The sequence below is a fragment of the Bacillus cereus group sp. RP29 genome, assembly GCF_040459765.1.
GTDB lineage: Bacteria > Bacillota > Bacilli > Bacillales > Bacillaceae_G > Bacillus_A > Bacillus_A paranthracis.
In genome coordinates, this window is the sequence record NZ_JARVHN010000001.1 from 762,775 (window position 1) to 784,686 (window position 21,912).

Consider the following 21,912-nt stretch of genomic DNA (forward strand, 5'->3'; position numbering starts at 1 on the left):
CAGTTTTTCTGTTATCATAGTATAGCGGCTTCTTTTTTGCTATAATGGATTTGTTATGGACATAAAAAAGAAGTACGTACGAGTTTATCCTGATAAGTGAAGGGAAGAATAACTTCACTACATCAAAAATGTATGATGATTACCAAAATAAGAAAAGATTCATATACTGTCTTATAGATAGGCCGTTGTATTAGTTCGAAATGTTGGAGGTTCTTTAAGATGACAGTTTACCATTTTGTAGGAATTAAAGGAACAGGAATGAGTTCATTAGCGCAAATTCTTCATGACATGAAGCATACTGTTCAAGGGTCTGATTATGAAAAGCGTTTCTTTACACAAACAGCGTTGGAAAAGCGTAGTATCTCGATTCTTCCTTTTGATAAAAGTAATGTAAAAGAAGGACAAGTGATTATTGCAGGAAATGCATTTCCTGATACGCATGAAGAAATCGTAGCAGCAAAAGAATTAAACATCCCAGTACATCGTTACCATCACTTCTTAGGTGACCTTATGAACCAATACACAAGTGTTGCTGTAACTGGTGCACATGGAAAAACATCAACAACTGGTTTGTTAGCCCATGTAATGCAAGGTGCACACCCTACATCTTACCTTATTGGAGATGGAACAGGGCATGGGGTAGAAAATAGTAAGTATTTTGTATTTGAAGCTTGTGAGTATCGTCGTCATTTCTTGTCTTACAATCCAGACTATGCGATTATGACAAACATTGATTTTGATCATCCTGATTATTTCACAGATATCAATGATGTATTCAGTGCATTCCAAGAGATGGCATTGCAAGTGAAAAAAGGCATTATTGCATGTGGAGATGATGAAGAACTTCAAAAAATTCAAGCGAAAGTACCTGTTATTTTCTATGGATTTGGAGAAGATAATGATTTCCAAGCACGTAACATTCAAAAGAGAACAGATGGTACTATTTTCGATGTATTCGTTCGTAATACGTACTATGACACGTTCAAAATTACAGGATACGGCAATCACAGCGTATTAAATGCATTAGCAGTAATCGCGCTTTGCCATTATGAAAATGTTGATGTAGAAGCAGTTAAGCATCAGTTAACAACTTTTGAAGGCGTAAAACGTCGCTTTAATGAGAAGCCGATGGGAGAGCAAGTTATTATTGATGACTACGCACACCATCCGACAGAAATTAATGCAACGATTGAAGCCGCTCGTCAAAAACATCCAGAGCGTGAAATTGTCGCTGTATTCCAGCCGCACACATTCTCACGTACAGAAAAGTTCTTAGATGAGTTCGCTGAAAGCCTAAGCAAAGCTGATCAAGTATACTTATGTGATATTTTCGGATCAGCGCGCGAAAACAAAGGTGAATTAACAATCGAAGATCTGCAAAAGCGTATTGACGGTGCAGAATTAATTACAGATACAACAACGGATGTATTAAAGAAACATAAAAACGGCGTTCTCATTTTCATGGGCGCAGGAGACATCCAAAAATTCGAAGCAGCTTACGTAAAAGAAGTTCAAGTTGCAGAGAAATAATAGAAAAGACGCATAGCTTAGCTGTGCGTCTTTTTTGTTGTGTTGTAGGGTGTAGTAATGTTGTCGAATTTAGTCGGTAAGTCGATATCCCTTGTCGAATCGTCGATATATTTTAAAAATCGTTGATATATTAGATGGGCATTTTCTATTTAAAAATGTTAGAATAATAAGAAAAATAAAAAGGGGAGCTAAAAAACATGTTCACACTCCGGGTAGATGACGAAATCGAACTACAATTACTAGAAAAACATCATAAAGAGGAACTATATCAATTAATAAATCAAAACCGTAATCATTTAAGAAGATGGCTTCCTTGGGTAGATGGGACGAAATCTGCTGATGCTTATAATGAGATTTGTCCGATGTGGTTAAAGAAGTTTGCAGAGGGAGACGGTTTTGAAAGTGGTATACGTTATAAAGGAAAGCTCGTTGGGATGGTAGGTATTCATCCAGTGAGCTGGGGGAAGAAAGCGGCGAGTCTTGGATATTATCTTGCAGAAGATGCTGGCGGGAAAGGTATTATGACGCGTAGCGTGAAGGCTGTACTTCACTATGCATTTGAGAATTTAAAATTAAATAAAATGGAAATTAGATGCGGTGTTGAAAATGTGAAAAGCCGCGCTATTCCAGAACGTTTAGGGTTTAAGTTAGATGGTGTTTTAAGAGATGAAGAATGGTTATACGATCATTTTCATGATGTGGCAGTATATAGTTTACTAGCTTCAGAGTGGAAGGAGATTCGATGAACGAGAAGATACGCATTATTCCGTATGAAAGTACGTTTCAAGATGAAGTAGTAGATCTTATCGTTCATATTCAGCAAAAAGAGTACAATGTCCCCATTATGAAAGAAGAGCAGCCGGACCTGCTTGAAATAGAAACATTTTATCAAAGGAATCATGGCAACTTTTGGGTAGCAATTTATGATGGTAAAGTAGTTGGAACAGTAGCTTTATTAGATATTGGGAATCATCAAGTAGCGTTAAGAAAAATGTTCGTAAAAAAAGAATTTCGGGGAAAAGAGTGGGGTGCATCACATAAGTTGCTCCAAACAGCAATTTCGTGGGCTGAGAATAAAAAGCTGAAGGATATTTACTTAGGAACGACAGTGAAATTTTTAGCGGCGCATCGCTTTTATGAAAAGAATGGTTTTGAAAGTGTGAGTATAGATGAGTTGCCAAAAAGTTTTCCAGTGTTGCAGGTGGATAAGAAATTTTATAGATATATTGTTTAAGAAGGTCATGTAGAAATGGCCTTTTTTATGAACTAAAATGGAAAAAGTGGTATAATTTAGGTTAGGGGGTGCGTGTATGAACTTTCCGATTCAAAGAAGTAAGTCAGTAGTCATTTTCGTTTGTCTCACGTTAGCTTTTATGTTTGTGTATCCACTCGTCATGATTGTCGCAAATAAAGAGCAGTGGATGACAGCGTTAATTGGGATGAGTTTATGCTTCCTTGTTAATGTACCACTCGTTTGGGAAGTATTTATTAAAAAGCATAAAGTAGAAGATGGTGTATTAAAGTACGGTATTTTAAATGATGATATTGTATTAAAAGATATAAGAGTTGTTCGTCAAGTTGGAAACTACCTTGAAATTACGACGAATGCATACAAAGTACATATGGTTGCGATGCCGCAACATATGACTGAATTTTTGGCACTTATTGAGAAAGAGAATCCACATGTGAAAATAGAAATGGTAGGGAAGAAATGAAATATGTAAAACCTTTGTTTTGCTTGGAAATATTATTTGTACTTGTTGGTTGCACTAGAGTATATATGAAATGGGATCTGCCTTTATATGTTCCTATATTGATTGGTACTATTGCAGTGGCGCTTTTGTATTATTTTCACTTCCAGCAAACAAAAAGTGAGAAAAGTAGCTCAATATAGAGTGAAGATAAAAAAACGCTCGGAAAAAATCCCGAGCGTTTTTCATTATTTTAAGTTCTCTGGATTTAAAGCTTCTAATTCAGGTACAACGAAGCGTCCGTCTTTACGGATTAGTACGTCGTCGAAGTAAATTTCGCCGCCGCCGTATTCAGGGCGTTGGATGCATACTAAATCCCAGTGAATGTTCGAGTTGTTACCGTTCCATGCATCGTCGTAAGCTTGTCCAGGAGTGAAGTGGAAGCTGCCATCGATTTTTTCATCGAATAGGATGTCTCCCATTGGATGTAAGATGTATGGGTTTACGCCAATTGCGAACTCACCAACGTAGCGTGCGCCTTCGTCTGTATCGAAGATTTTGTTAATGCGTTCTGAATCGTTTGCAGTTGCTTCAACGATTTGGCCGTTCTCGAACTTAAGTTGTACATTTTCAAATGTATAACCGTTGTAAGGAGATGGCGTGTTGTAAGAAACTGTACCGTTAACAGAATCACGAACTGGTGCAGAGTATACTTCACCGTCTGGAATGTTTAAATGACCTGAGCATTTAATTGCTGGAATGTCTTTAATAGAGAATGTTAAGTCAGTTCCAGGTCCAGTTAGGCGCACTTTATCTGTTTTATTCATTAATGTAACAAGGCTATCCATCGCCTTATCCATTTTACCGTAGTCTAAGTTACATACTTCGAAGTAGAAGTCTTCGAAAGCTTCTGTGCTCATTTTCGCAAGCTGTGCCATAGAAGCATTTGGGTAGCGAAGAACAACCCAGCGTGTTTTTGGAACGCGAATGTCTCTATGAACTTTCTTACCAACTGTTTGACCGTGAATTTGCATTCTTTCACTTGGCACGTCAGCTTGTTCGTTAATGTTATCGCCAGAGCGAAGACCGATATAAGCGTCCATATCTTTCATTACGCTTGCTTCATAGGCTGCGATTTGTTCAAAATGTTCTTCAGTAGCACCCATTAATAAAGAGCGATCTACTTGATGATCTTTTAAAGAAACGAATGGGAAACCACCAGCTGCATATGCTTCTTTAACAAGTGCAGTTACAAGTTCTTTTTGTAAGCCAAAGTTTTCAATTAATACTTTTTCGCCTTTTTGTAAGCGAATAGAGTAGTTAATTAAATTGTATGCTAACTTTTCAATGCGTGGATCTTTCATATGTAAAGCCTCCCTACTAATTATGTATCCTCTCCTATTGTAACCTACTTAGTGGAATTTGTTGAATCATTTATGTTAAAGTTAACGAATAAGTATGAAAATTCTAATGGAAAGATAGGGATTAGAACGAAACGGAAAATGATTGTATAATAGGGGAAAGTATGAAAAAGATAAAGGAAGTGATGAAATGCAAGTTCTTTTATATGTAAGTGCAGCTATTATCGCGGTTGCTTTCGCTGTATTAGTAGTGTATGTATGCAGAACGTTGTTATCGGTTCAGAAGACGTTAGAAAACGTTGCAAGCACGTTAGAAGGTTTAGAAAAGCAAATGCAAGGGATTAGCGTAGAGACGGAGCAATTATTACATAAAACAAATGCGTTAGCTGATGACATTCAACAGAAGTCACAATCATTAAATAAAGTAGTATCGGGTGTAGATGGAATTGGAACGACAATCCATTCTTTAAATACGAAACTTCGTAATGTATCAGAGTCTGTTACGGACGAAATTGAAAATAATGCAGATAAAGTAGCGCAAGTTGTACAGTGGAGTAGCGCAGCAATTGAAGTATACAATCATTATCGTGCGACAAGACAAGAGAAAAAGGTTGAAAAAGAAGAACGTAAATTAGAAAGACTCGAGAAAAAAGCTGAAAAGAAAGAAAAGCGCTCTAGACTTCGTATGAGAGGTGAATCGTAATGAATATGACAAAACTTGAAACAATTGAAGAGCTTGAAGTACTAGTAGAAAAAAACGAGCCTTATGTTCTTTTTAAACATAGTACGACATGCCCGATTAGTCATGGTGCCTATACAGAATTTCAAGCTTATTGTAGTGAAGAAAGAGCGGTACCAGCGTATTACTTATACGTACAAGATGCGAGAGATGTTTCGAATCGTGTTGCAGAACAGTACAGCATTAAACATGAATCTCCGCAAGTGTTATACATAAAAGATGGGATGGTAGTATGGAATACGTCTCATTGGAACATAAAAAAAGATGCTTTAGAAGAGAATATTAAGTAAAAAGAAGCAAGCAAAAGGTGCTTGCTTCTTTTTTTTGTTTTTGTTGAAATATATTTAATGGTAAACTGTTAATAGTTCAAACTAAATAACTAGATTGTTGAAAGTAGGTTTTAAGTAATGAAGAAAATGGCATTATCCTTCGCAGTCGTAAGTTTATTACTAGGAGCTTGTAGTAATGATACGATTAGTAAGAAGGATGAAGTTATACAGAAAGATACGAAAGAAAAAAGCATGATTCCGAGAACTGCTGTTTCTAAAGATTATTATAGAACTGTAATTCCTTTAAAAGAACAAAAGGTTATAAATACAGCTAATGTAAAAACAAATTCTAAATTAGATTTAGCAGAGTATGAAAATGGTTTAATGAATATTGCAAAAGAGCAATTTGATACAGAAAACCATGTGCTTCAATTAAATCAGTATATTCCTGAGAAGTTAGTTGATGAACTAGTCGCAAAAGTAGAAGCACCCGTTTTGACAAATATTATAGAACAAGACTATTTCGGGAAACAGAATTCAAATGAATTAAGTTTATCTGGCGTTGTAATTGGGTTAGCTATGTCTTCAAGTGTATCCAATGAAGAGGCAATGTCTAAGGGGACTGAAGTTGCTAAGCAACTTATTGAAGCTATTCATAAAAATGACAAGTATAATAAATCCCCAATTACGTTTGCTATCTTTAAGCAAGAAAGTACAAGTTCTTTAAAAAATGGAACGTATATTGCTAGTGCTACCGTTCAAAAGAATGATACGAACCTTGGAAATTGGAATGCAATTGAAGAAAAAGCGTATTCATATCCTTCCGATGAATTTACACAAGCACATGGAGAAGATAATGAAAAAATAAATAAATTTGCTGAGGCAATGAAAGGTTTTTCTCCTGGAGACTTTATCCCAGTAAATGCTAAAGTTTCTTATAAGAAAAATCAAATGGATACATTAAATATGGATATTGTTATTAAATATAACGGTAAAACAGAATTAATGGCTCTTACTCAACTCGCCGCTCAAAGTATGTTAGACCAATTACCGAAAGATGCAAAAGTACAATTGCAGATAAAGTCCGAGAATAAAATTGAGGCAATTGTTATAAAAGAGAAAAACAGCGATAAACCGTTTGTTTCCTTCTTATAAAAAAAGACAGTGTTTAAACTGTCTTTTTTTACTGTAAATGAAAGGGGACGATGGGACAAGGCATCACGTAATACGCTCCATATTTCCGCTGTACTAATCTCAATTTACCCCTTACATTGTCGATGTAACGCATTCTACAGGGGGATGGGATCTTCTATTGCCAATTGTAGAGTACTTCCAGATCCAGCGCATCAAATGCCTATCATTGTCGATTTTTGTTGGTAAGTCGATATATTCAAAAAATCGCTGATATAAATTTCAATTACTAGCTAGTGTACTGCTTAAAATAAGATTTCTACTTATGAAACATCTATATTTTTACAAAAAATACCCTTTTTTTCATGAAAAATACGAAAATACGAGAAAAGAAGCGAATTTTTTCGAAACTTTTGCGGGAAAATATTGTATGACCCTGCGTTTTTATCGTATCATTAGTAAAAGGAAGAACTCGGGACGATTGGTGGCATCTGCAAATAGAGTTGATGTCTTTTTTTCATTCAAGTAACCGATACATAAAAATAGATAGCAAAAATAGAAGGAGTGTGCGATGAGATGAACGTAACAATATATGATGTAGCGCGCGAAGCGAACGTTTCAATGGCTACCGTGTCACGCGTTGTGAACGGTAACCCAAATGTAAAGCCTACAACAAGAAAGAAAGTATTAGAAGCAATTGATCGTTTAGGATACCGCCCAAATGCGGTAGCACGTGGATTAGCAAGTAAGAAGACAACTACAGTAGGTGTTATTATTCCTGATATCTCAAATACGTTTTATGCAGAACTTGCTCGTGGAATTGAAGATATCGCAACAATGTACAAATATAACATCATTTTAAGTAACTCTGACCAAAACAAAGAGAAAGAGTTCCATTTATTAAATACGATGCTTGGAAAACAAGTGGACGGAATTGTTTTCATGGGTGAAGATATTACAGACATTCACATTGAAGAATTTAAAAAGTCTCCAGTACCAATCGTATTAGCAGCGTCATTTGATGAGCAAAATGAAACGCCATCAGTAAACATTGATTATACACAAGCAGCTTACGACGCAATGAAGCACTTTATTGAACAAGGACATAAGCGTATCGGTTTCGTCTCTGGTCCTTTCATTGATAAAGCGGGAAGCGCGAAGAAATTACAAGGTTATAAAAAAGCTCTAGAAGAAGCAGGTATTTCATATGATGAAAATCTTGTAATCGATGGAGATTACACATATGACTCAGGTATCGAAGCATTCGAAAAGCTTTGGAGCCTTGATGAAAAGCCAACAGCGATCTTCGTATCTTCTGACGAAATGGCACTAGGTGTAATCCACGCAGCACAAGACACTGGATTAAATGTACCAACTGATGTAGAAGTACTTGGTTTCGATAATACACGCCTTGCATTAATGGTTCGTCCACAACTTTCAACAGTTGTACAACCGATGTATGATATCGGTGCAGTAGCAATGCGTCTATTAACAAAGTATATGAACAAAGAAAAAGTGGAAGATCACACTGTTATCTTACCTCACCGTATCCAATTTAGAGATTCAACGAAGTAAGTATAAAAAAAGCTCACAGCGATTGCTGTGAGCTTTTATTTATATTCAGGATAGTATGTTTGAACTATAGTATCCACCGTTTCATTTTTCTTAACGTGTAAAAATCTTGCGTATAATTCTTTTCCGGTTTCAAATGGTGTATCGTCTAATTCAAATACATGTAATAGTTTTCGAAACGTCCACGTTACTTGCTCACCGTACATATTATCGTACGTATGCTCAGACTGTATAGCGATTTGTTCACCTAGTGCATGGGCCTCTTCCAAACTGTGTGCCTTAACAAGAATAATACTTTCTTCAAAAAGTGTATCGTGATTTTCTTCATAATGCTCATCCATTTTCGTAGGATCAGGCTCACCAGAATGAACAGATTCAAACAATAATTTTACAGCGTACATATTATGCTGCATGTTTCATTCTATAAATAATACTTGCGACAAGTGAAGCAGGTATTGTAAATACGTTACTTTGGTAATGGTAATGTATTTGGGATTCTTCATAAGACATGTTGTCATATAGTTCGTTTTGTGACATATTCATTTTCTTCTGTTTTTCTTTGAGTATTTTAATGTAGTTATACTGTATTGGGACGAGAATGATGAAATAGGCTAATACGATTAGTGAAATCCAAATCATTATGAACACTCCCTTATAAAGAATATCTATATATGGTAATTATATCAATATATATGAAAAATATCCATTTTTTTCTGGTGGTCAATTTCCTTTCCAAAATGTAAAAAGTTCTTCAGGACTTCGTAAATTATGTTCAAGACATGTTTGTGCAGTGTGTTTAAAGTTTTGTATGAATTGTTCTAACCTAGAAGGATCATATTGTTTCACATTGCCAGCAATAATAGTTTCATCTTTATCTAAGTTAAGTGATATTTTTAGCGAAGTTATATTTGTTTCTATTTGTACAATTTCCATATAAAAAAACTTTTTGTCTAAGTTGATTGTAATATAATGGAATCGCTCTACTTGTTTAAAATATCCTACAATATCATCTTCCAATTGAAATCCTCCCGAGTATATGGCTTATTGGTGACTTCGCTACAAAATAGTATTGTTCCTTGTTATATGTCACATAAGTGTAAAAATAACTATTATAGGGCAATGTCATGTATAATAGAAAGAAAAGGCTTGTGAGGGGGGAGAAGAGATGATCGTTCTTTGGATAATTACGCTTTGTATGACTGCTATTTTTGCATATATGACGTTAAAACAAAATGGTTTAAAGCGATTTGTTCCAGGAAGTATTCTTGCAGGAATTGCCCTTATCACGTATGTAATTTCTATTTTTATTGAAAGTGTATCAGTGGATATGAGCACAAGTTTAATGTTTATGGGAATTACACTATTTGCAAGTAGTATTATGGTACTTATGGTTGCTGGTATTATTTTATTTATTCATATGAATTCGGAAACGTTATAGCATATAAAAAAGGCATGTCCCTCTCGGGACATGCCTTTTTATCCGTTCAATTATGCTCTATCTTTAGAAGAGTTTTGCTGTTTTAGCAAGTCGCGAATTTCGCTAAGAAGAACTTCTTCTTTTGTTGGTTCTGGAATTTCTTCCTCTTTTTCTTCTTCTTCTTTTCTAGATGTTAGTTTGTTGAACACTTTAACGAACATAAAGATAGCCGCTGCAATAATTAAGAAATCAAAAATTGTTTGGATGAAGTTACCGTACATAATAGATGACTTACCGAATGTAAGTTTTAAATCTGTAAAGTCAACGCCACCTAATACCATACCAAGTAATGGTGTAATAACATCTTTTACTAAAGAACTAACGATTTTACCGAATGCAGCACCGATTACAACCCCGACAGCTAAATCAACGACATTCCCTTTGAACGCGAATTTCTTAAACTCGTTCCACATGTGTTAATCCCATCCTTTCCACGATTCATTATGAAATTTATAATTCCTATCAACATATTCTATAGAAATTTTCGAGAGAAATAAAGAGGGAATGGGAATGAAAGTAAATTCTGAAAAATGTATCCGTTTTAATTTTTGTTTACATTATTCAGCAGAGATTGCAAAAGTTGCTGCGTTTTTAATCCTTCTAATCCATCTACAACAGGCTTTGTATCTCCTTGCACACATTCAATGAAATGATGAACAGCATCTTCAAAACCACGTTGTTTTAACGTCGTATCCCATGATGGGGAACCAATTTGAGAAACTGCATTTTCTTGCTCAACTTCAAATGTGTTCATGTTTTTTACGCGAATGATTTTTCCCGACGTTACAAGTTCAATTTGTTCTAAATTTGTACCGGCATGGCGATGCATTGCGGTAGAAAGTAACAGTCCACTTGGCGTTGTATATGTATGATGTCCGTAAAGAAGTTTATTCTTTTCATTGATTTGCATCATATTATGAACGACGTTAAGCTCATCGTTAGCTAACCAGCGAGCAGTATCTACAATATGTAAGTAATCATCTAACATCGTAAAGTCGTACGTATAGGGCCCGACTTTATTTGTACGATGCTTTTCAATTCGAATCCATGAAATATGATGAGCTTGCTCTTTTGCCGCAACATACATAGGAACGAAGCGGCGATTAAATCCGACCATTAACTTTCGGTTATATTTTTCGCTCAACTCGACTAGTTTTTCAGCCTGTTCCACTGTAGCAGCTAGCGGCTTATCAACGTAAACATCGATTCCTTTTTTCAGAAGTTCAGAAACGATTTCATAATGCGATGCAGTTGAACTATGAACGAAGATTGCATCACATTCTGAAGCTAACGTTTCAATAGAATGGAAGTCTTGAATGCGGTATTGCTGGCAAACTTGTTTCCTTTTCTCCGCGTTAGGTGTAAACGCCCCTACAAAATTCCAATCTGTTTCTTTTGTAAGTGTTGGAAGATAGGCTTTTTGTGCGATACTTCCAAGTCCAATCATCCCAATTTTAGGTTTGTTCATGTGTATTCCCACCCTATTCATATTGATATAACGGCTTAAATGTAGCATAGGGCGGGGAAGGAAAGCAAAAATTAGCGTTTTACTTATGTTCTTCTAACAAAATCTTCTCTATCTCTTTAAAGTGATGAGCACGAGCATGCTCTAGCGGAGTAACACCATCATTATCTGGAATGTTTACATCTGCACCGTGCTCAATAAGAAGGCGGATGACTTGTTGTTGTGTTTCATCTCCGTTGCTTAGTACGATGGCTTCCATTAAAGCTGTCCACCCGAGATTATTGACATGGTTTACATCGATATTTGTTCGCGTGAGGAGTTCTTTTATAACATCAATATAACCATGTTCTGAGGCAGGGATAAGGGCTGTTCCGCCGTAACGATTCGTAAGTGTTGGATCTGCGCCGGCATCAATCGTTAGTTTTAAAATATCCAAGTAACCTTCTGCCCCGGCGTATAGAAAGGGATTGTTTTTCATATCATCTTGGATATTTACGTCAGCACCAGCGTCGATAAGCGCTTTTGCGGTTTTTACATCATTTTTGTATGTAGCAATCATAAGAGGGGTGCGTCCTTTATTGTCTGTTATATTTATGTCAGCCCCTTTTTTGAGTAACGATATAACAGTATTCGTTTCTTGTTTCTCAGTAGCTGTTAGTAGCGCTGTCTCCATGTTTATCATCTCCTTTTTAACTTCTTGTTCTTGCGAGCAACCTTGCAAAAAAATTACGCAACATATCATGCTTACTGTTTTTTTGAACATGGAATTTCAACCTCCTCATTTCAACTGTAAAAGAAGAACATTAAATTTTTATAAACTGACGCTAAAATTACTATAAAATCGCTTGAGTATTTGAACATATATTTTTATGCTTATGAGTAATAAGGTTTGATAAAGTGAAACTTTAATCAGTGGGGGTTTTGTTCATCCCATTATTAGTTGAACCAATCGGGCTTTTATGGGCAGTTGATCCCCCACTTAACTTCTTTGCTTTCTCTGAATTTTTGGGTGGGGATCTTACTGCCCGGCAAATAGCGGGGTAAAGTGAGGATGTAACATATGTCTATTAAAACAAGGTTTTTATTTTCTTATATCGCTGTCATTCTCGTTTCCATTACGCTTATATTAATCGCGGGATTTTTAATCGTTTTTTCGATAACAGGTGATTTGGAAGCAGTGAAAAATTTCTATAAAAGCTCCTATATTCAAAAGCCGCTTACGTCAGAAGAAGAGAATGTGTATATTGAGTTAAAGACGGCAGCAAAGAAACATCAATCGCAACTATTAGATGAATCATTCGTTTCATCACTTGAAAAAGAAGGGGTGAAAATTGTTGTAAGAAAGGGAGAAACCATTTCTTATGCTACAAAAGTACTTGAAAGTGGGGCTTTAAAGGAAGCTCTTCCGAAATTTGAATCAGCAAATATTAATAGTCGTGGTACAACGGAATTAGGCGATACATTTTATCGATATGTAAAGTTTGATTTTTATTTTCCTCAGGAAGAAGAGGGGAGTATATTTGTATTAAAGAAGCAAAGTTCATTTGTAGATCTTACACAAAAGTTATTTCCGATTTTGTTCGTATCACTTTTACTGTTAGCTATTTTACTTATTGGATTATTAAGTTACCTCGTCTCAAGAAGTGTTATAAAACCAATCTTTGTATTGAAAGATGCCACTGAAAAAATTAAAGAAGGAAATTTAGATTTTCAAATACCAGTTACATCGCACGATGAAATTGGGCAATTGAATCAAGGATTTGAGGAAATGAGGAAGAAATTAAAAGAATCGATAGAGATGCAAACGCAGTATGAAGAAAATCGAAAAGAGCTCATTTCAAACATCTCTCACGATTTAAAAACACCGATTACATCTATTATTGGATATGTAGAAGGAATAAAAGACGGAGTAGCAAATACGCCAGAAAAAATGGATAAGTATTTGACAACTATCCATACGAAAGCAAGACATATGGATACACTTATTGATGAATTATTTTTATTCTCAAAGCTCGATTTGAATCGAGTTCCCTTTCAGTTTGAAACGGTTGAATTAAATATGTTTATGCAAGAATTAATAGAAGAGATGCAGATGGATTTAAGTAAAGAAGGTATAGAAGTTAACTTACAATTACATGCATCACCACTTTATGTAAAGGCTGATTGCGAAAAGATAAATAGAGTGATATCAAATTTAATTCATAATAGTGTGAAATACATGGATAAAGAAGAAAAGAAAATTACTGTAACAGTATCGAGTGATAACAATAAAGTGATTGTGAAAGTAATGGACAACGGATCAGGTATAGAATCTGATACACTTCCTTATATTTTTGAACGTTTCTATCGTGCAGAGCAATCGAGAAATTCTAGTACAGGTGGAAGTGGACTTGGCTTAGCGATAGCGAAGCAAATTATTGAAGAACATGGCGGGGAAATTTGGGCGGAAAGCGAGCTTGGGGAAGGCACAAGCATTTTCTTCTCATTGGAAAAAGTAGAGAAATGTGGTGAGTAAATTGAAAAGAATTTTACTAATAGAAGATGAAGTAAGCATTGCAGAATTACAGCGAGATTATTTAGAAATTAATGATTTTCAAGTTGATGTCGAACATTCAGGAGAAACAGGTTTACAAATGGCCCTGCAAGAAGACTACGATTTAATTATTTTAGATATTATGCTTCCGAAAATGAATGGATTTGAAATTTGTAAGCAAATTCGAGCTATAAAAGATATTCCGATTTTACTTGTTTCAGCAAAAAAAGAAGATATAGATAAAATTCGCGGGCTCGGTTTAGGAGCGGATGATTATATAACGAAACCGTTTAGCCCGAGTGAATTAGTCGCAAGGGTAAAAGCACATATTTCTCGTTATGAAAGATTATTAGGAAATGTAAGTAAGCAACGCGATACGCTATATATTCACGGAATCTCTATTGATCAAAGGGCGAGGAAAGTTTTTATAAACAATGAAGAAGTTGCGTTTACAACGAAGGAATTTGATTTATTAACATTCTTTGTCACAAACCCAAATCAAGTATTAAATAAAGAACAGCTATTTGAACGTATTTGGGGATTAGACTCCGCTGGTGACTTAGCAACTGTTGTCGTTCATATTAGAAAGCTACGTGAAAAAATTGAAAGAGATCCAGCTCACCCGCAATATATTGAAACGGTATGGGGAGCTGGTTATCGTTTTAACGTGTAGGGAACCTGTCAAAGCTTTGGCAGGTTTTTTTATGTGATCAAAAGGGAAGAATAAGTAATTTATGTTAAAATATAAAAAGAGATAAAAAGGCAGTATTCCTTGATGTAGGTTTAATGATTGTTTTGTTCTGCTTGTTGTTTTTAGTATGAAATATTTCTTTTGAAAAAAGCTCATAGTCTTATAGAGGCTGTGAGCTTTCTTTAATAATAACGGTACTAGTGTAATGATTTATAAAATTCTTGAGTAGTAGAAATAAATTGAGCAGCTTCTTCTAAAAAAGGATAATGATTACTCTCTTCAAATGTCACAAAAATAGAATTACGTATGCCCTCATGCATCTCAATAGAATACTGAATCGGGCACTGTACATCGTGTCTTCCGCACATAATTATTGTTTTTGTTTTTATAGAAGGTAAATGCTCTCGTAAATCAAATGATGGATATTCATGAGCAAAAGCGTTCATCCGGCTAGCGGACATTGTTTTTTTGATTGGTTTATCAAAACAAGAGTTGTAGTTTTCTCGTTTATACAATGATAATTTTGTTCTCTCAGTAGATAGTTCTTTCCGTTCCTCATTTGTAAGGTGAGGACTTTTTAAGTGTTCGATGAGTTGTTGCATATAATGAAACTTTGGGTGTGCTGGGTGATAAATGCAAAATGGTGTTTCAGTATAATTACTTGCTGCGGCCCCAACGACGACTAGTGATTGTAAGGAATTTGGATATGTAATCGCATATAAAAGTCCAAGCATACCACCTGTTGAATGACCGGCGAAATGCCATGTTGGAAGTTGTAATGCTTCTCGTATAGCTTCTAAATCGTGAATTGTTTCAATCATACTTAATTCGTTTTCTACCTGGGCTTTTGCTGAGTTACCAGCGTCTCGTAAATTAATGAGCAATACACGATGCGTAGCAGTGAAAACATCCGCAAAGTAATCACCAGTCTCATTAAATTGCGAATAGTGATGTGTAATGCAAAGCGGTTCGCCACTGCCTTTAGTAAAAAGCTCGAATGTACCGCGTTTCGTGTTGATCATTTGTTGTTTCCACATAATATCACGACCTTTTCCCATAAAGTCCGTTAGTACATAAAAATATATCAGCGATTATTAGAATATATCGGCGCAACTCGGAATATATCAGCGATTATCAAAATATATCGGCGCAACTTGAAATATATCAGCGATTATTAAAATATATCGACTTACCGACAGAAACCGACAATAAATAAAAGGAGGCTATTCAAAAACGAGCCTCCTTTTCGTTTAGTACAAAGATTTTTTCATATTATTCCGAATAATTTCAAGGGATTTCGCTACAGTTAATGCGTTCTTTTCTTCAATTTCTGGTTTTCGGGGGATAGGTTTATACATGTTGTCTGGATCTTCCCACGTGAGAGGAAGTTCTGTTTCTGCTTGTCCTTTCCAAGCTTCAATCCATTCTGGAGGGAGATAACCTGAGATGTTTTGGATGTTGTTCATTTCGAGCCAAATGAGTGCCCAAGCCCTTGGGACGACGCGCCAGTGGTCATAGCCACCGCCGCCGACAGCAATCCAGCGACCTTCGCAATATTCGTTAGCGATTTCGCGAGCGAGCTTCGGTATCTCGCGGTAAATATTCATCGTTGCGCAAAGGTGTGTAAGTGGGTCGTAATAATGTGCGTCAGCACCATTTTGCGTTAAAATAATATCCGGTTTAAAGTATGCGGCCACTTCTCTTACGACAGTTCGATAGGAATCTAAAAACGATTCGTCTTCTGTAAAAGCATCGAGTGGAACGTTAAAAGAATAACTATAGCCATTACCTTGTCCTCGTTCGTTTACAGCGCCAGTTCCAGGGAATAAATATCGACCAGTTTCATGTAGTGAAATGGTGCATACGTTAGGATCGTCATAAAAGGACCACTGTACACCATCACCGTGATGAGCATCTGTATCAATATATAAAACGCGTAAACCGTATTTCTTCTGAATATATTTCATTGCGATGGAACTGTCGTTATAAATACAAAAGCCAGATGCCTTGCCGCGGAAGCCGTGATGTAAGCCGCCACCTAAATTAAGCGCGTGCTTTACTTTTCCAGAAAGAACAGCGTCAACAGCTGTTAATGTACCGCCAACGAGTAATGCGCTTGCTTCGTGCATATTTGGAAACATCGGTGTATCTTCTGTTCCGAGTCCATATGTCATTGCAATTGATTTTTCTAACTTTCCTTCTCCAGCACGTTTTACCGCATTTATGTACTCCTCTGTATGAATGTAGGCAATCTCTTCATCTGTAGCCATCCGTGGTGAGATGATTTGAGAAGGAGAGATGAAACCACCCTTTTGTAATAAATCGTACGTAAGTGTGACGCGCAGTTGGTTAAAAGGATGATCAGGGCTAAATGAATAGCCCCGAAAGTCCTCCGAATAAATAAACGCGCTACTCATGCTTGCATCCCCATGATGTTTGGCCATAATACGCGGTAGCCTTCTGCTTCAAGTGCATCAATCACTTTTAGCGGATTCATCGTTTGAATGCGGAAAACGAGTACTTTATCATTCTCATCTTTTGCTGGATAGACGAGAACGCTCACGATATTTATTTGTAACTCACTAAAAATAGCAACGACTTTTCCGAGAATGCCAGGTTCATTTTTTACTTGAATTTCAATTTGTGAACTCGGTTGATGTGCTCCTGTTAATTTCACTAACGTGTGCAGTACAGTAGATTCAGAAATAATTCCAACTAACTTTCCTGCCTTTGTAACAGGAAGACAGCCAATTTTATTTTCAAAAAATAAAGTAGCAATTTCCTCAACAAAGTCGAGAGGATGGCAAGTCATAACAGGATGTTTCATAATCAGTTCGAGCGGTTGCTTCAGCATATCGAGTGAAACTTGTTCATCTAAAATAGACGGACTTGCATCTCTTACATCCCGATCAGAAATAATGCCTACGACATGATTATTTTGATCGACAATTGGAATGTGCCGAATGCCTTTCGTGCGTATCGTTCGGATTGCTGTTTCGATTGTATCGTTTGGATGTAGTGTCACCACATCTTGATTCATAATTTCTTCTACAATCATTCCAGTTGCCCCCTTTATTAATACATAAAACGATTGTGAAAACGTAGACGATCAAATGCTTGAATAGAATCCGTATCAACGCGTTTACCGATGCGGACCATTAAACAGTTAGCAGGATGTGAACAAATTTCAGGATCATCTGTAGCCATCCATTGTAACCCGCCAGCATTCATCATCTTTTCCATTACTTTTCGGTACTCCCAAACATTTAAGCCTGTTTGTTTCAAATCCCAGTGCCAATAATATTCAGTCGTCAATATAATGTAATCTTCCATATAATCGTCCATCATAGAAACCTCTAGTAAGTTCTTTCCGACAGAACTCCCGCGGAAGGCTGGGACCACTTCAATTGCCCCAAGCTCAATTAAGTTTTCCATTTTTCCTTCTGACCATCGTTCAAGTGGATCAGGATACAAGTATGTAACATATCCAACAATCGTTTGGTCATGTCTAGCAATAATGAGACGAGCTTCTGGCAATTTAGAAATTTCGACAATTGCTTTATATTGCTGCTCGGCAGGACGAAACGCAACTAAATCTGGATGAAATTCATACATTTCTAAGTTATGTGTAGAGACAGGCCCTTCAATAATTAAAGTGCCTTTCGCTGTTTTTAAGTTTCTAGCATTATATATTTTTTTATGGATCAATGTATTGCTCACCACCTTGAGGGTTTGTGAATCTATTCATATCGTACTTTATAATATATGCGATGTGAATCGAAATTTGTCATTAAAAATTTGTCTAAAAATCAACAAATATACTGAAAATTTTAAATAATGTTATTATAATAGAATACATAGGAGGGGGATGTAAAGTATGAAAGTAGAAACGCTTCCTGTCATTAAAGGAGAAAATAATTTGCCGAATTATGATGAGGCATACGCGAATTTTAACTGGGAAGAGGTTAATAAAAACTTTACTTGGAATGAAACAGGCCGAGTGAATATGGCGTATGAGGCAATCGATAAGCATGCGAAATCCGATCGGAAGAATAAAGTAGCCCTTTATTATCAAGATGGATCTCGAAAAGAGAAGTATACATTTAAGGAAATGAAGGATTTTTCTAATAAAGCAGGAAATGTCCTAAAAAATTATGGCGATGTAGAAAAAGGCGATCGCGTTTTTATTTTTATGCCGCGTTCCCCAGAGTTATATTTCGCACTTCTTGGTGCAGTGAAGTTGGGAGCAATTGTTGGTCCGCTATTTGAAGCATTTATGGAAGGCGCAGTTCGCGATCGTTTAGAAGATAGCGAAGCAAAAGTGTTAATTACAACACCTGAATTGTTAGAGCGTGTACCATTAAATGATTTACCTGCTTTAAAAACAGTCTTTCTTGTTGGAGATAATGTAGAAGAAGGCGGTAAAACGGTAGCATTCAATCCTTTATTCGAACAAGCTTCAAAAGAATTACATATTGAATGGTTAGGCCGTGAAGACGGTTTGATTCTACATTACACGTCTGGTTCTACTGGTAAGCCAAAAGGTGTGCTTCATGCACAAAACGCAATGGTTCAGCACTATCAAACGGCGAAGTGGGTATTAGATTTAAAAGAAGACGATGTATATTGGTGCACAGCTGACCCAGGCTGGGTAACGGGAACTGCTTACGGTATTTTTGCACCGTGGTTAGTCGGAGCATCAAATGTTATTTTAGGCGGACGCTTTAGTCCAGAAGCGTGGTATGAAGCACTGCAAGATTACGGTGTAACAGTTTGGTATAGTGCACCAACAGCATTTCGCATGTTAATGGGCGCTGGACAAGATGCAATTAAAAAATACGATTTATCACAAGTGCGCCACGTATTAAGCGTTGGTGAACCGTTAAATCCAGAAGTAATTCGCTGGGGTATGAACGCATTTGGACTTCGTATTCATGATACGTGGTGGATGACAGAAACAGGTGGACAAGTTATTTGTAACTACCCTTGTATGGAAATATGTCCAGGTTCAATGGGGAAACCAATTCCAGGTGTAAAAGCAGCGATTGTTGATAATGAAGGAAATGAAGTGCCTCCATACACAATGGGTAACTTAGCAATTGGTAAAGGTTGGCCAGCTATGATGCGTGGAATTTGGAATAACAAGCAAAAATATGAGTCTTATTTTATGCCGGGTGATTGGTACGTATCAGGTGACTCTGCCTACATGGATGAAGATGGATACTTCTGGTTCCAAGGACGTATTGACGATGTAATTATGACGTCAGGTGAGCGCGTTGGACCATTTGAAGTAGAAAGCAAATTAATCGAGCATGCTGCTGTTGCAGAAGCTGGTGTAATTGGTATTCCTGATCCGGTGCGCGGCGAAATTATTAAAGCATTTATCGCGCTTCGTGCAGGGTACGAACCATCTGAAGAATTAAAAGAAGAAATTCGTCAATTTGTAAAGAAAGGTCTAGCAGCTCATGCAGCGCCAAGACAAATTGAATTTAGAGATAAATTACCGAAAACGAGAAGCGGTAAAATTATGCGCCGCGTATTAAAAGCGTGGGAGTTAAACTTACCAACAGGTGACTTATCAACGATGGAAGATTAAGAGAGAAAGGTCTGAACGAAATAGTGTTCAGGCCTTTCTTTTTTCTTCCCTCTTTAACCTACATATAAAGAGGGAAGAAAATGAAAACAGAAAAAGAAAAAATGATACTAGGAGAAATATATATACCGACTGATCCAGTTGTATGAAAAGATGTGCCAAATCATGTAGTAGTTGGCGGAAATCCTGCAAAGATTATAAAGAAATAAAATAATATTTGAACGAAGTGCCTTCCTCGTCTGTATACATTTATGAAAGAATAGATGAGGGAGGCTTTTTTATGTCTAATAAATTACTTCTTACTTTTGCTTTAATTGGAGTTATGGTCGTATTTTCTTGTGGTTTGCTATTACCGATGCCAATCGGATTTAAAGTATCAATGATTACAGCTGGAGTTATGATGATTGTTATGTTTTCAATCATTATTCCATTTGATAGAAAACATATAGTAAGAAAAAATGGATATAAAATTGATTTTACGAAAACAAAAGTATATTTTCGCTGGAATGTATTTGATACGATTTCGGCTTGTCTTGCAGTGTATGCATGCATATGTGTGCAAGCATTAAATATTTTAGTTTCAACTGGCCATACAATTCAAAACCCGTACGTTCAATTTTTTACGAATCAATCGCAAGTATGGATTATTGTCGCAAGCTGCTATTTAATTTCCCGTATTTCATTAACGTTAAAAGGAATAAAGGAGATCAAAAACCATGGCGCAGATTGGGATTGAGGAAGAGCTCATGCTTGCGTATCAAAGTGGAGATAAGCAGGCTGGGGAAAAACTATACGTTTTAATCAAACCAGCGCTATACACATTTTTATATCGATTTAACCGAGATGAACAATTAAGTATCGATCTCGTGCAAGATACGTTTTTGACGTTAGAACGAAAGAAACATATGTATGAACTTGAAAAAGGAAAAATAAAAACGTATTTATTTCAAATCGGTTATCGTCTTATGATTAATAAATTAAATAGGAGAAAAAAGTGGCGTACGCTTTTGCCGTTTTTAGCGCCGATTCCGGAAAAAGAATTCTCTCACGAAGATCGGCTCACAGTAAGAGAAGCAATTTTGAAAGTTCCAGAAGAGCAAAGAGCGGTCCTAATCCTTTCTTATTATCATGATATGCAACAAAAAGAGATTGCAGAGGTATTAGATATTCCAGTCGGAACGGTGAAATCAAGACTCCATAACGGGATAAAGAAATTGAAACAATTGCTGGAGGTGGATGAAATTGAGCGAAAATCCCTTTAAGAGTGAATATAAGTTAAAGCAACATTTAGATAGTGATCATGTAGAAATACCGGACTTTCCAAAAACGGTAAGTCGCTTCGATCGATTAATCGGATTTCTTGGTTCTCCGGCGAAAGACCCTGTGGAAGCGACGATTGGGAATGATTTATCAGTTGTGTTTCATGTCTCGTTGCTAGTTGGAGTTCCAATTCTTTCTCTTATTACGATACTCTGTATGACGTTGTAAAGGATTGGCAAGAAGAGAAACTCGACCTCTATTTGACACGCCTATATAAATGATGGTATAAAGAAAAGTATATGAATAATTGAGCGTGGAAAGGGAGAAGTAGTGATCATTTCCCTGTTTTAGAGAGCTGATGGCCGGTGAAAATCAGCACATAGATGATCGCGAATTACGCCCCTGGAGCATCTTTTTTCGATTGAATTGTATTCAAAAGGGAAGAGACGGTGCTAAGCCGTTATGTAAATAAGGTGGTAGGCTTTTTTGGTCTGCAACTAGGGTGGTAACGCGATAATCAAAATCGTCCCTTATTTGAAGGGGCGATTTTTTTATGTTTTTAACCTTCACGCCAGTAATGAACTTAAAGGAGAGTATGTA

The 21,912-nt window shown here is 36.4% G+C and carries 27 protein-coding genes and 1 other annotated feature; of the genes, 16 read left to right on the forward strand and 11 right to left on the reverse strand.

Going from position 1 to position 21,912, the window contains the following annotated elements:
• Positions 1–219: 219 nt before the first annotated feature.
• From murC to QCI47_RS03945, 5 genes are all read left to right on the forward strand, one after another.
• The gene (gene murC / locus QCI47_RS03925; protein WP_000219470.1) at positions 220–1,530 is read left to right on the forward strand and encodes a UDP-N-acetylmuramate--L-alanine ligase; all 1,311 of its coding nucleotides are present in this window, start codon (positions 220–222) and stop codon (positions 1,528–1,530) included.
• A 197-nt stretch (positions 1,531–1,727) separates the two neighbouring features.
• Positions 1,728–2,276 carry a GNAT family N-acetyltransferase gene (locus QCI47_RS03930; protein WP_000494674.1) on the forward strand — a complete coding sequence of 183 codons (549 nt, stop codon included), beginning with the start codon at positions 1,728–1,730 and terminating at the stop codon, positions 2,274–2,276.
• On the forward strand, positions 2,273–2,764 hold the full coding sequence (locus QCI47_RS03935; protein WP_061132037.1) for a GNAT family N-acetyltransferase: 492 nt from the start codon (positions 2,273–2,275) through the stop codon (positions 2,762–2,764). Before QCI47_RS03930 ends, QCI47_RS03935 begins: the two co-directional genes overlap by 4 nt.
• A gap of 76 nt (positions 2,765–2,840) precedes the next feature.
• Complete coding sequence (locus tag QCI47_RS03940; RefSeq protein ID WP_061132038.1) at positions 2,841–3,245, forward strand: PH domain-containing protein; 405 nt, start codon at positions 2,841–2,843, stop codon at positions 3,243–3,245.
• A complete protein-coding gene (locus tag QCI47_RS03945; protein WP_000878351.1) occupies positions 3,242–3,424 on the forward strand; it encodes a hypothetical protein in 183 nt (60 codons plus the stop codon). The genes QCI47_RS03940 and QCI47_RS03945 overlap by 4 nt, the downstream gene beginning before the upstream one ends.
• A gap of 45 nt (positions 3,425–3,469) precedes the next feature.
• On the opposite strand, the gene QCI47_RS03950 is transcribed toward QCI47_RS03945, so the two are convergent.
• Positions 3,470–4,585: an aminopeptidase gene (locus tag QCI47_RS03950; protein WP_000654735.1), complete on the reverse strand. Its 1,116-nt coding sequence runs from the start codon at positions 4,583–4,585 to the stop codon at positions 3,470–3,472.
• A 187-nt stretch (positions 4,586–4,772) separates the two neighbouring features.
• On the opposite strand from QCI47_RS03950, the gene QCI47_RS03955 reads away from it, so the two are divergent.
• The 4 genes from QCI47_RS03955 to ccpA all read left to right on the forward strand — a co-directional run bounded on the left by QCI47_RS03955 (position 4,773) and on the right by ccpA (position 8,296).
• Complete coding sequence (locus QCI47_RS03955) at positions 4,773–5,285, forward strand: DUF948 domain-containing protein (RefSeq protein ID WP_001197726.1); 513 nt, start codon at positions 4,773–4,775, stop codon at positions 5,283–5,285.
• Positions 5,285–5,611, forward strand: coding sequence for a bacillithiol system redox-active protein YtxJ (gene ytxJ, locus QCI47_RS03960; protein ID WP_001057466.1), 327 nt, complete (start codon positions 5,285–5,287; stop codon positions 5,609–5,611). The genes QCI47_RS03955 and ytxJ overlap by 1 nt, the downstream gene beginning before the upstream one ends.
• A 117-nt stretch (positions 5,612–5,728) precedes the next feature.
• Complete coding sequence (locus QCI47_RS03965) at positions 5,729–6,745, forward strand: CamS family sex pheromone protein (protein ID WP_000738019.1); 1,017 nt, start codon at positions 5,729–5,731, stop codon at positions 6,743–6,745.
• 552 nt (positions 6,746–7,297) lie between these two features.
• Positions 7,298–8,296 carry a catabolite control protein A gene (gene ccpA / locus QCI47_RS03970; RefSeq protein WP_001103296.1) on the forward strand — a complete coding sequence of 333 codons (999 nt, stop codon included), beginning with the start codon at positions 7,298–7,300 and terminating at the stop codon, positions 8,294–8,296.
• A 35-nt stretch (positions 8,297–8,331) separates the two neighbouring features.
• Here the strand turns inward: ccpA and QCI47_RS03975 are convergent, their stop codons facing one another.
• From QCI47_RS03975 to dhp61, 3 genes are all read right to left on the reverse strand, one after another.
• Positions 8,332–8,694, reverse strand: coding sequence for a DUF4288 domain-containing protein (locus QCI47_RS03975; RefSeq protein ID WP_071742008.1), 363 nt, complete (start codon positions 8,692–8,694; stop codon positions 8,332–8,334).
• Between the two features lies 1 nt (position 8,695).
• Positions 8,696–8,932 carry a DUF3949 domain-containing protein gene (locus QCI47_RS03980; protein WP_000637880.1) on the reverse strand — a complete coding sequence of 79 codons (237 nt, stop codon included), beginning with the start codon at positions 8,930–8,932 and terminating at the stop codon, positions 8,696–8,698.
• Between the two features lie 81 nt (positions 8,933–9,013).
• Positions 9,014–9,310: a protein Dhp61 gene (gene dhp61, locus QCI47_RS03985; RefSeq protein WP_061132039.1), complete on the reverse strand. Its 297-nt coding sequence runs from the start codon at positions 9,308–9,310 to the stop codon at positions 9,014–9,016.
• Between the two features lie 148 nt (positions 9,311–9,458).
• Here dhp61 and QCI47_RS03990 point away from each other — a divergent pair, with 148 nt between their 5' ends.
• Positions 9,459–9,731, forward strand: a complete 273-nt coding sequence (locus QCI47_RS03990; protein WP_000636593.1) for a DUF3917 domain-containing protein — start codon at positions 9,459–9,461, stop codon at positions 9,729–9,731.
• Positions 9,732–9,781: 50 nt separating this feature from the next.
• On the opposite strand, the gene mscL is transcribed toward QCI47_RS03990, so the two are convergent.
• The 3 genes from mscL to QCI47_RS04005 form a co-directional block, all read right to left on the reverse strand.
• Entirely contained in the window at positions 9,782–10,183 is a 402-nt protein-coding gene (mscL, locus tag QCI47_RS03995; RefSeq protein WP_270726801.1) for a large-conductance mechanosensitive channel protein MscL, read from the reverse strand.
• Positions 10,184–10,311: 128 nt separating this feature from the next.
• Complete coding sequence (locus QCI47_RS04000) at positions 10,312–11,238, reverse strand: Gfo/Idh/MocA family protein (protein ID WP_309422325.1); 927 nt, start codon at positions 11,236–11,238, stop codon at positions 10,312–10,314.
• A gap of 79 nt (positions 11,239–11,317) precedes the next feature.
• On the reverse strand, positions 11,318–11,998 hold the full coding sequence (locus QCI47_RS04005) for an ankyrin repeat domain-containing protein (RefSeq protein WP_074543136.1): 681 nt from the start codon (positions 11,996–11,998) through the stop codon (positions 11,318–11,320).
• Positions 11,999–12,295: 297 nt separating this feature from the next.
• Between QCI47_RS04005 and QCI47_RS04010 the strand changes: the two genes are divergently transcribed.
• The gene (locus QCI47_RS04010) at positions 12,296–13,750 is read left to right on the forward strand and encodes a sensor histidine kinase (protein ID WP_000023851.1); all 1,455 of its coding nucleotides are present in this window, start codon (positions 12,296–12,298) and stop codon (positions 13,748–13,750) included.
• Position 13,751: 1 nt separating this feature from the next.
• Positions 13,752–14,441, forward strand: coding sequence for a response regulator transcription factor (locus QCI47_RS04015; RefSeq protein ID WP_001993852.1), 690 nt, complete (start codon positions 13,752–13,754; stop codon positions 14,439–14,441).
• A gap of 215 nt (positions 14,442–14,656) precedes the next feature.
• Here QCI47_RS04015 and QCI47_RS04020 read toward each other — a convergent pair whose 3' ends face one another.
• From QCI47_RS04020 to acuA, 4 genes are all read right to left on the reverse strand, one after another.
• Positions 14,657–15,496, reverse strand: coding sequence for an alpha/beta fold hydrolase (locus tag QCI47_RS04020; protein WP_309422323.1), 840 nt, complete (start codon positions 15,494–15,496; stop codon positions 14,657–14,659).
• A 213-nt stretch (positions 15,497–15,709) separates the two neighbouring features.
• Positions 15,710–16,876, reverse strand: coding sequence for an acetoin utilization protein AcuC (gene acuC / locus QCI47_RS04025; RefSeq protein ID WP_076868242.1), 1,167 nt, complete (start codon positions 16,874–16,876; stop codon positions 15,710–15,712).
• Entirely contained in the window at positions 16,873–17,517 is a 645-nt protein-coding gene (locus QCI47_RS04030; protein ID WP_000634568.1) for an acetoin utilization AcuB family protein, read from the reverse strand. Before QCI47_RS04030 ends, acuC begins: the two co-directional genes overlap by 4 nt.
• 17 nt (positions 17,518–17,534) lie before the next feature.
• The gene (gene acuA, locus QCI47_RS04035) at positions 17,535–18,167 is read right to left on the reverse strand and encodes an acetoin utilization protein acetyltransferase AcuA (RefSeq protein ID WP_000581400.1); all 633 of its coding nucleotides are present in this window, start codon (positions 18,165–18,167) and stop codon (positions 17,535–17,537) included.
• 169 nt (positions 18,168–18,336) lie between these two features.
• Here acuA and acsA point away from each other — a divergent pair, with 169 nt between their 5' ends.
• The 4 genes from acsA (at position 18,337) to QCI47_RS04055 (ending at position 21,540) form a co-directional block, all read left to right on the forward strand.
• Positions 18,337–20,055 (forward strand): acetate--CoA ligase, encoded by a 1,719-nt coding sequence (gene acsA / locus QCI47_RS04040; protein ID WP_353811704.1) that lies wholly within the window; start codon positions 18,337–18,339, stop codon positions 20,053–20,055.
• 277 nt (positions 20,056–20,332) lie between these two features.
• On the forward strand, positions 20,333–20,788 hold the full coding sequence (locus QCI47_RS04045; RefSeq protein ID WP_061132045.1) for a hypothetical protein: 456 nt from the start codon (positions 20,333–20,335) through the stop codon (positions 20,786–20,788).
• Positions 20,769–21,314, forward strand: coding sequence for an RNA polymerase sigma factor (locus tag QCI47_RS04050; protein ID WP_048557724.1), 546 nt, complete (start codon positions 20,769–20,771; stop codon positions 21,312–21,314). Before QCI47_RS04045 ends, QCI47_RS04050 begins: the two co-directional genes overlap by 20 nt.
• The gene (locus QCI47_RS04055; protein ID WP_061132046.1) at positions 21,295–21,540 is read left to right on the forward strand and encodes a hypothetical protein; all 246 of its coding nucleotides are present in this window, start codon (positions 21,295–21,297) and stop codon (positions 21,538–21,540) included. Before QCI47_RS04050 ends, QCI47_RS04055 begins: the two co-directional genes overlap by 20 nt.
• 77 nt (positions 21,541–21,617) lie before the next feature.
• Positions 21,618–21,846 (forward strand) — a binding site (T-box leader).
• The last annotated feature ends 66 nt before the right edge of the window (positions 21,847–21,912 follow it).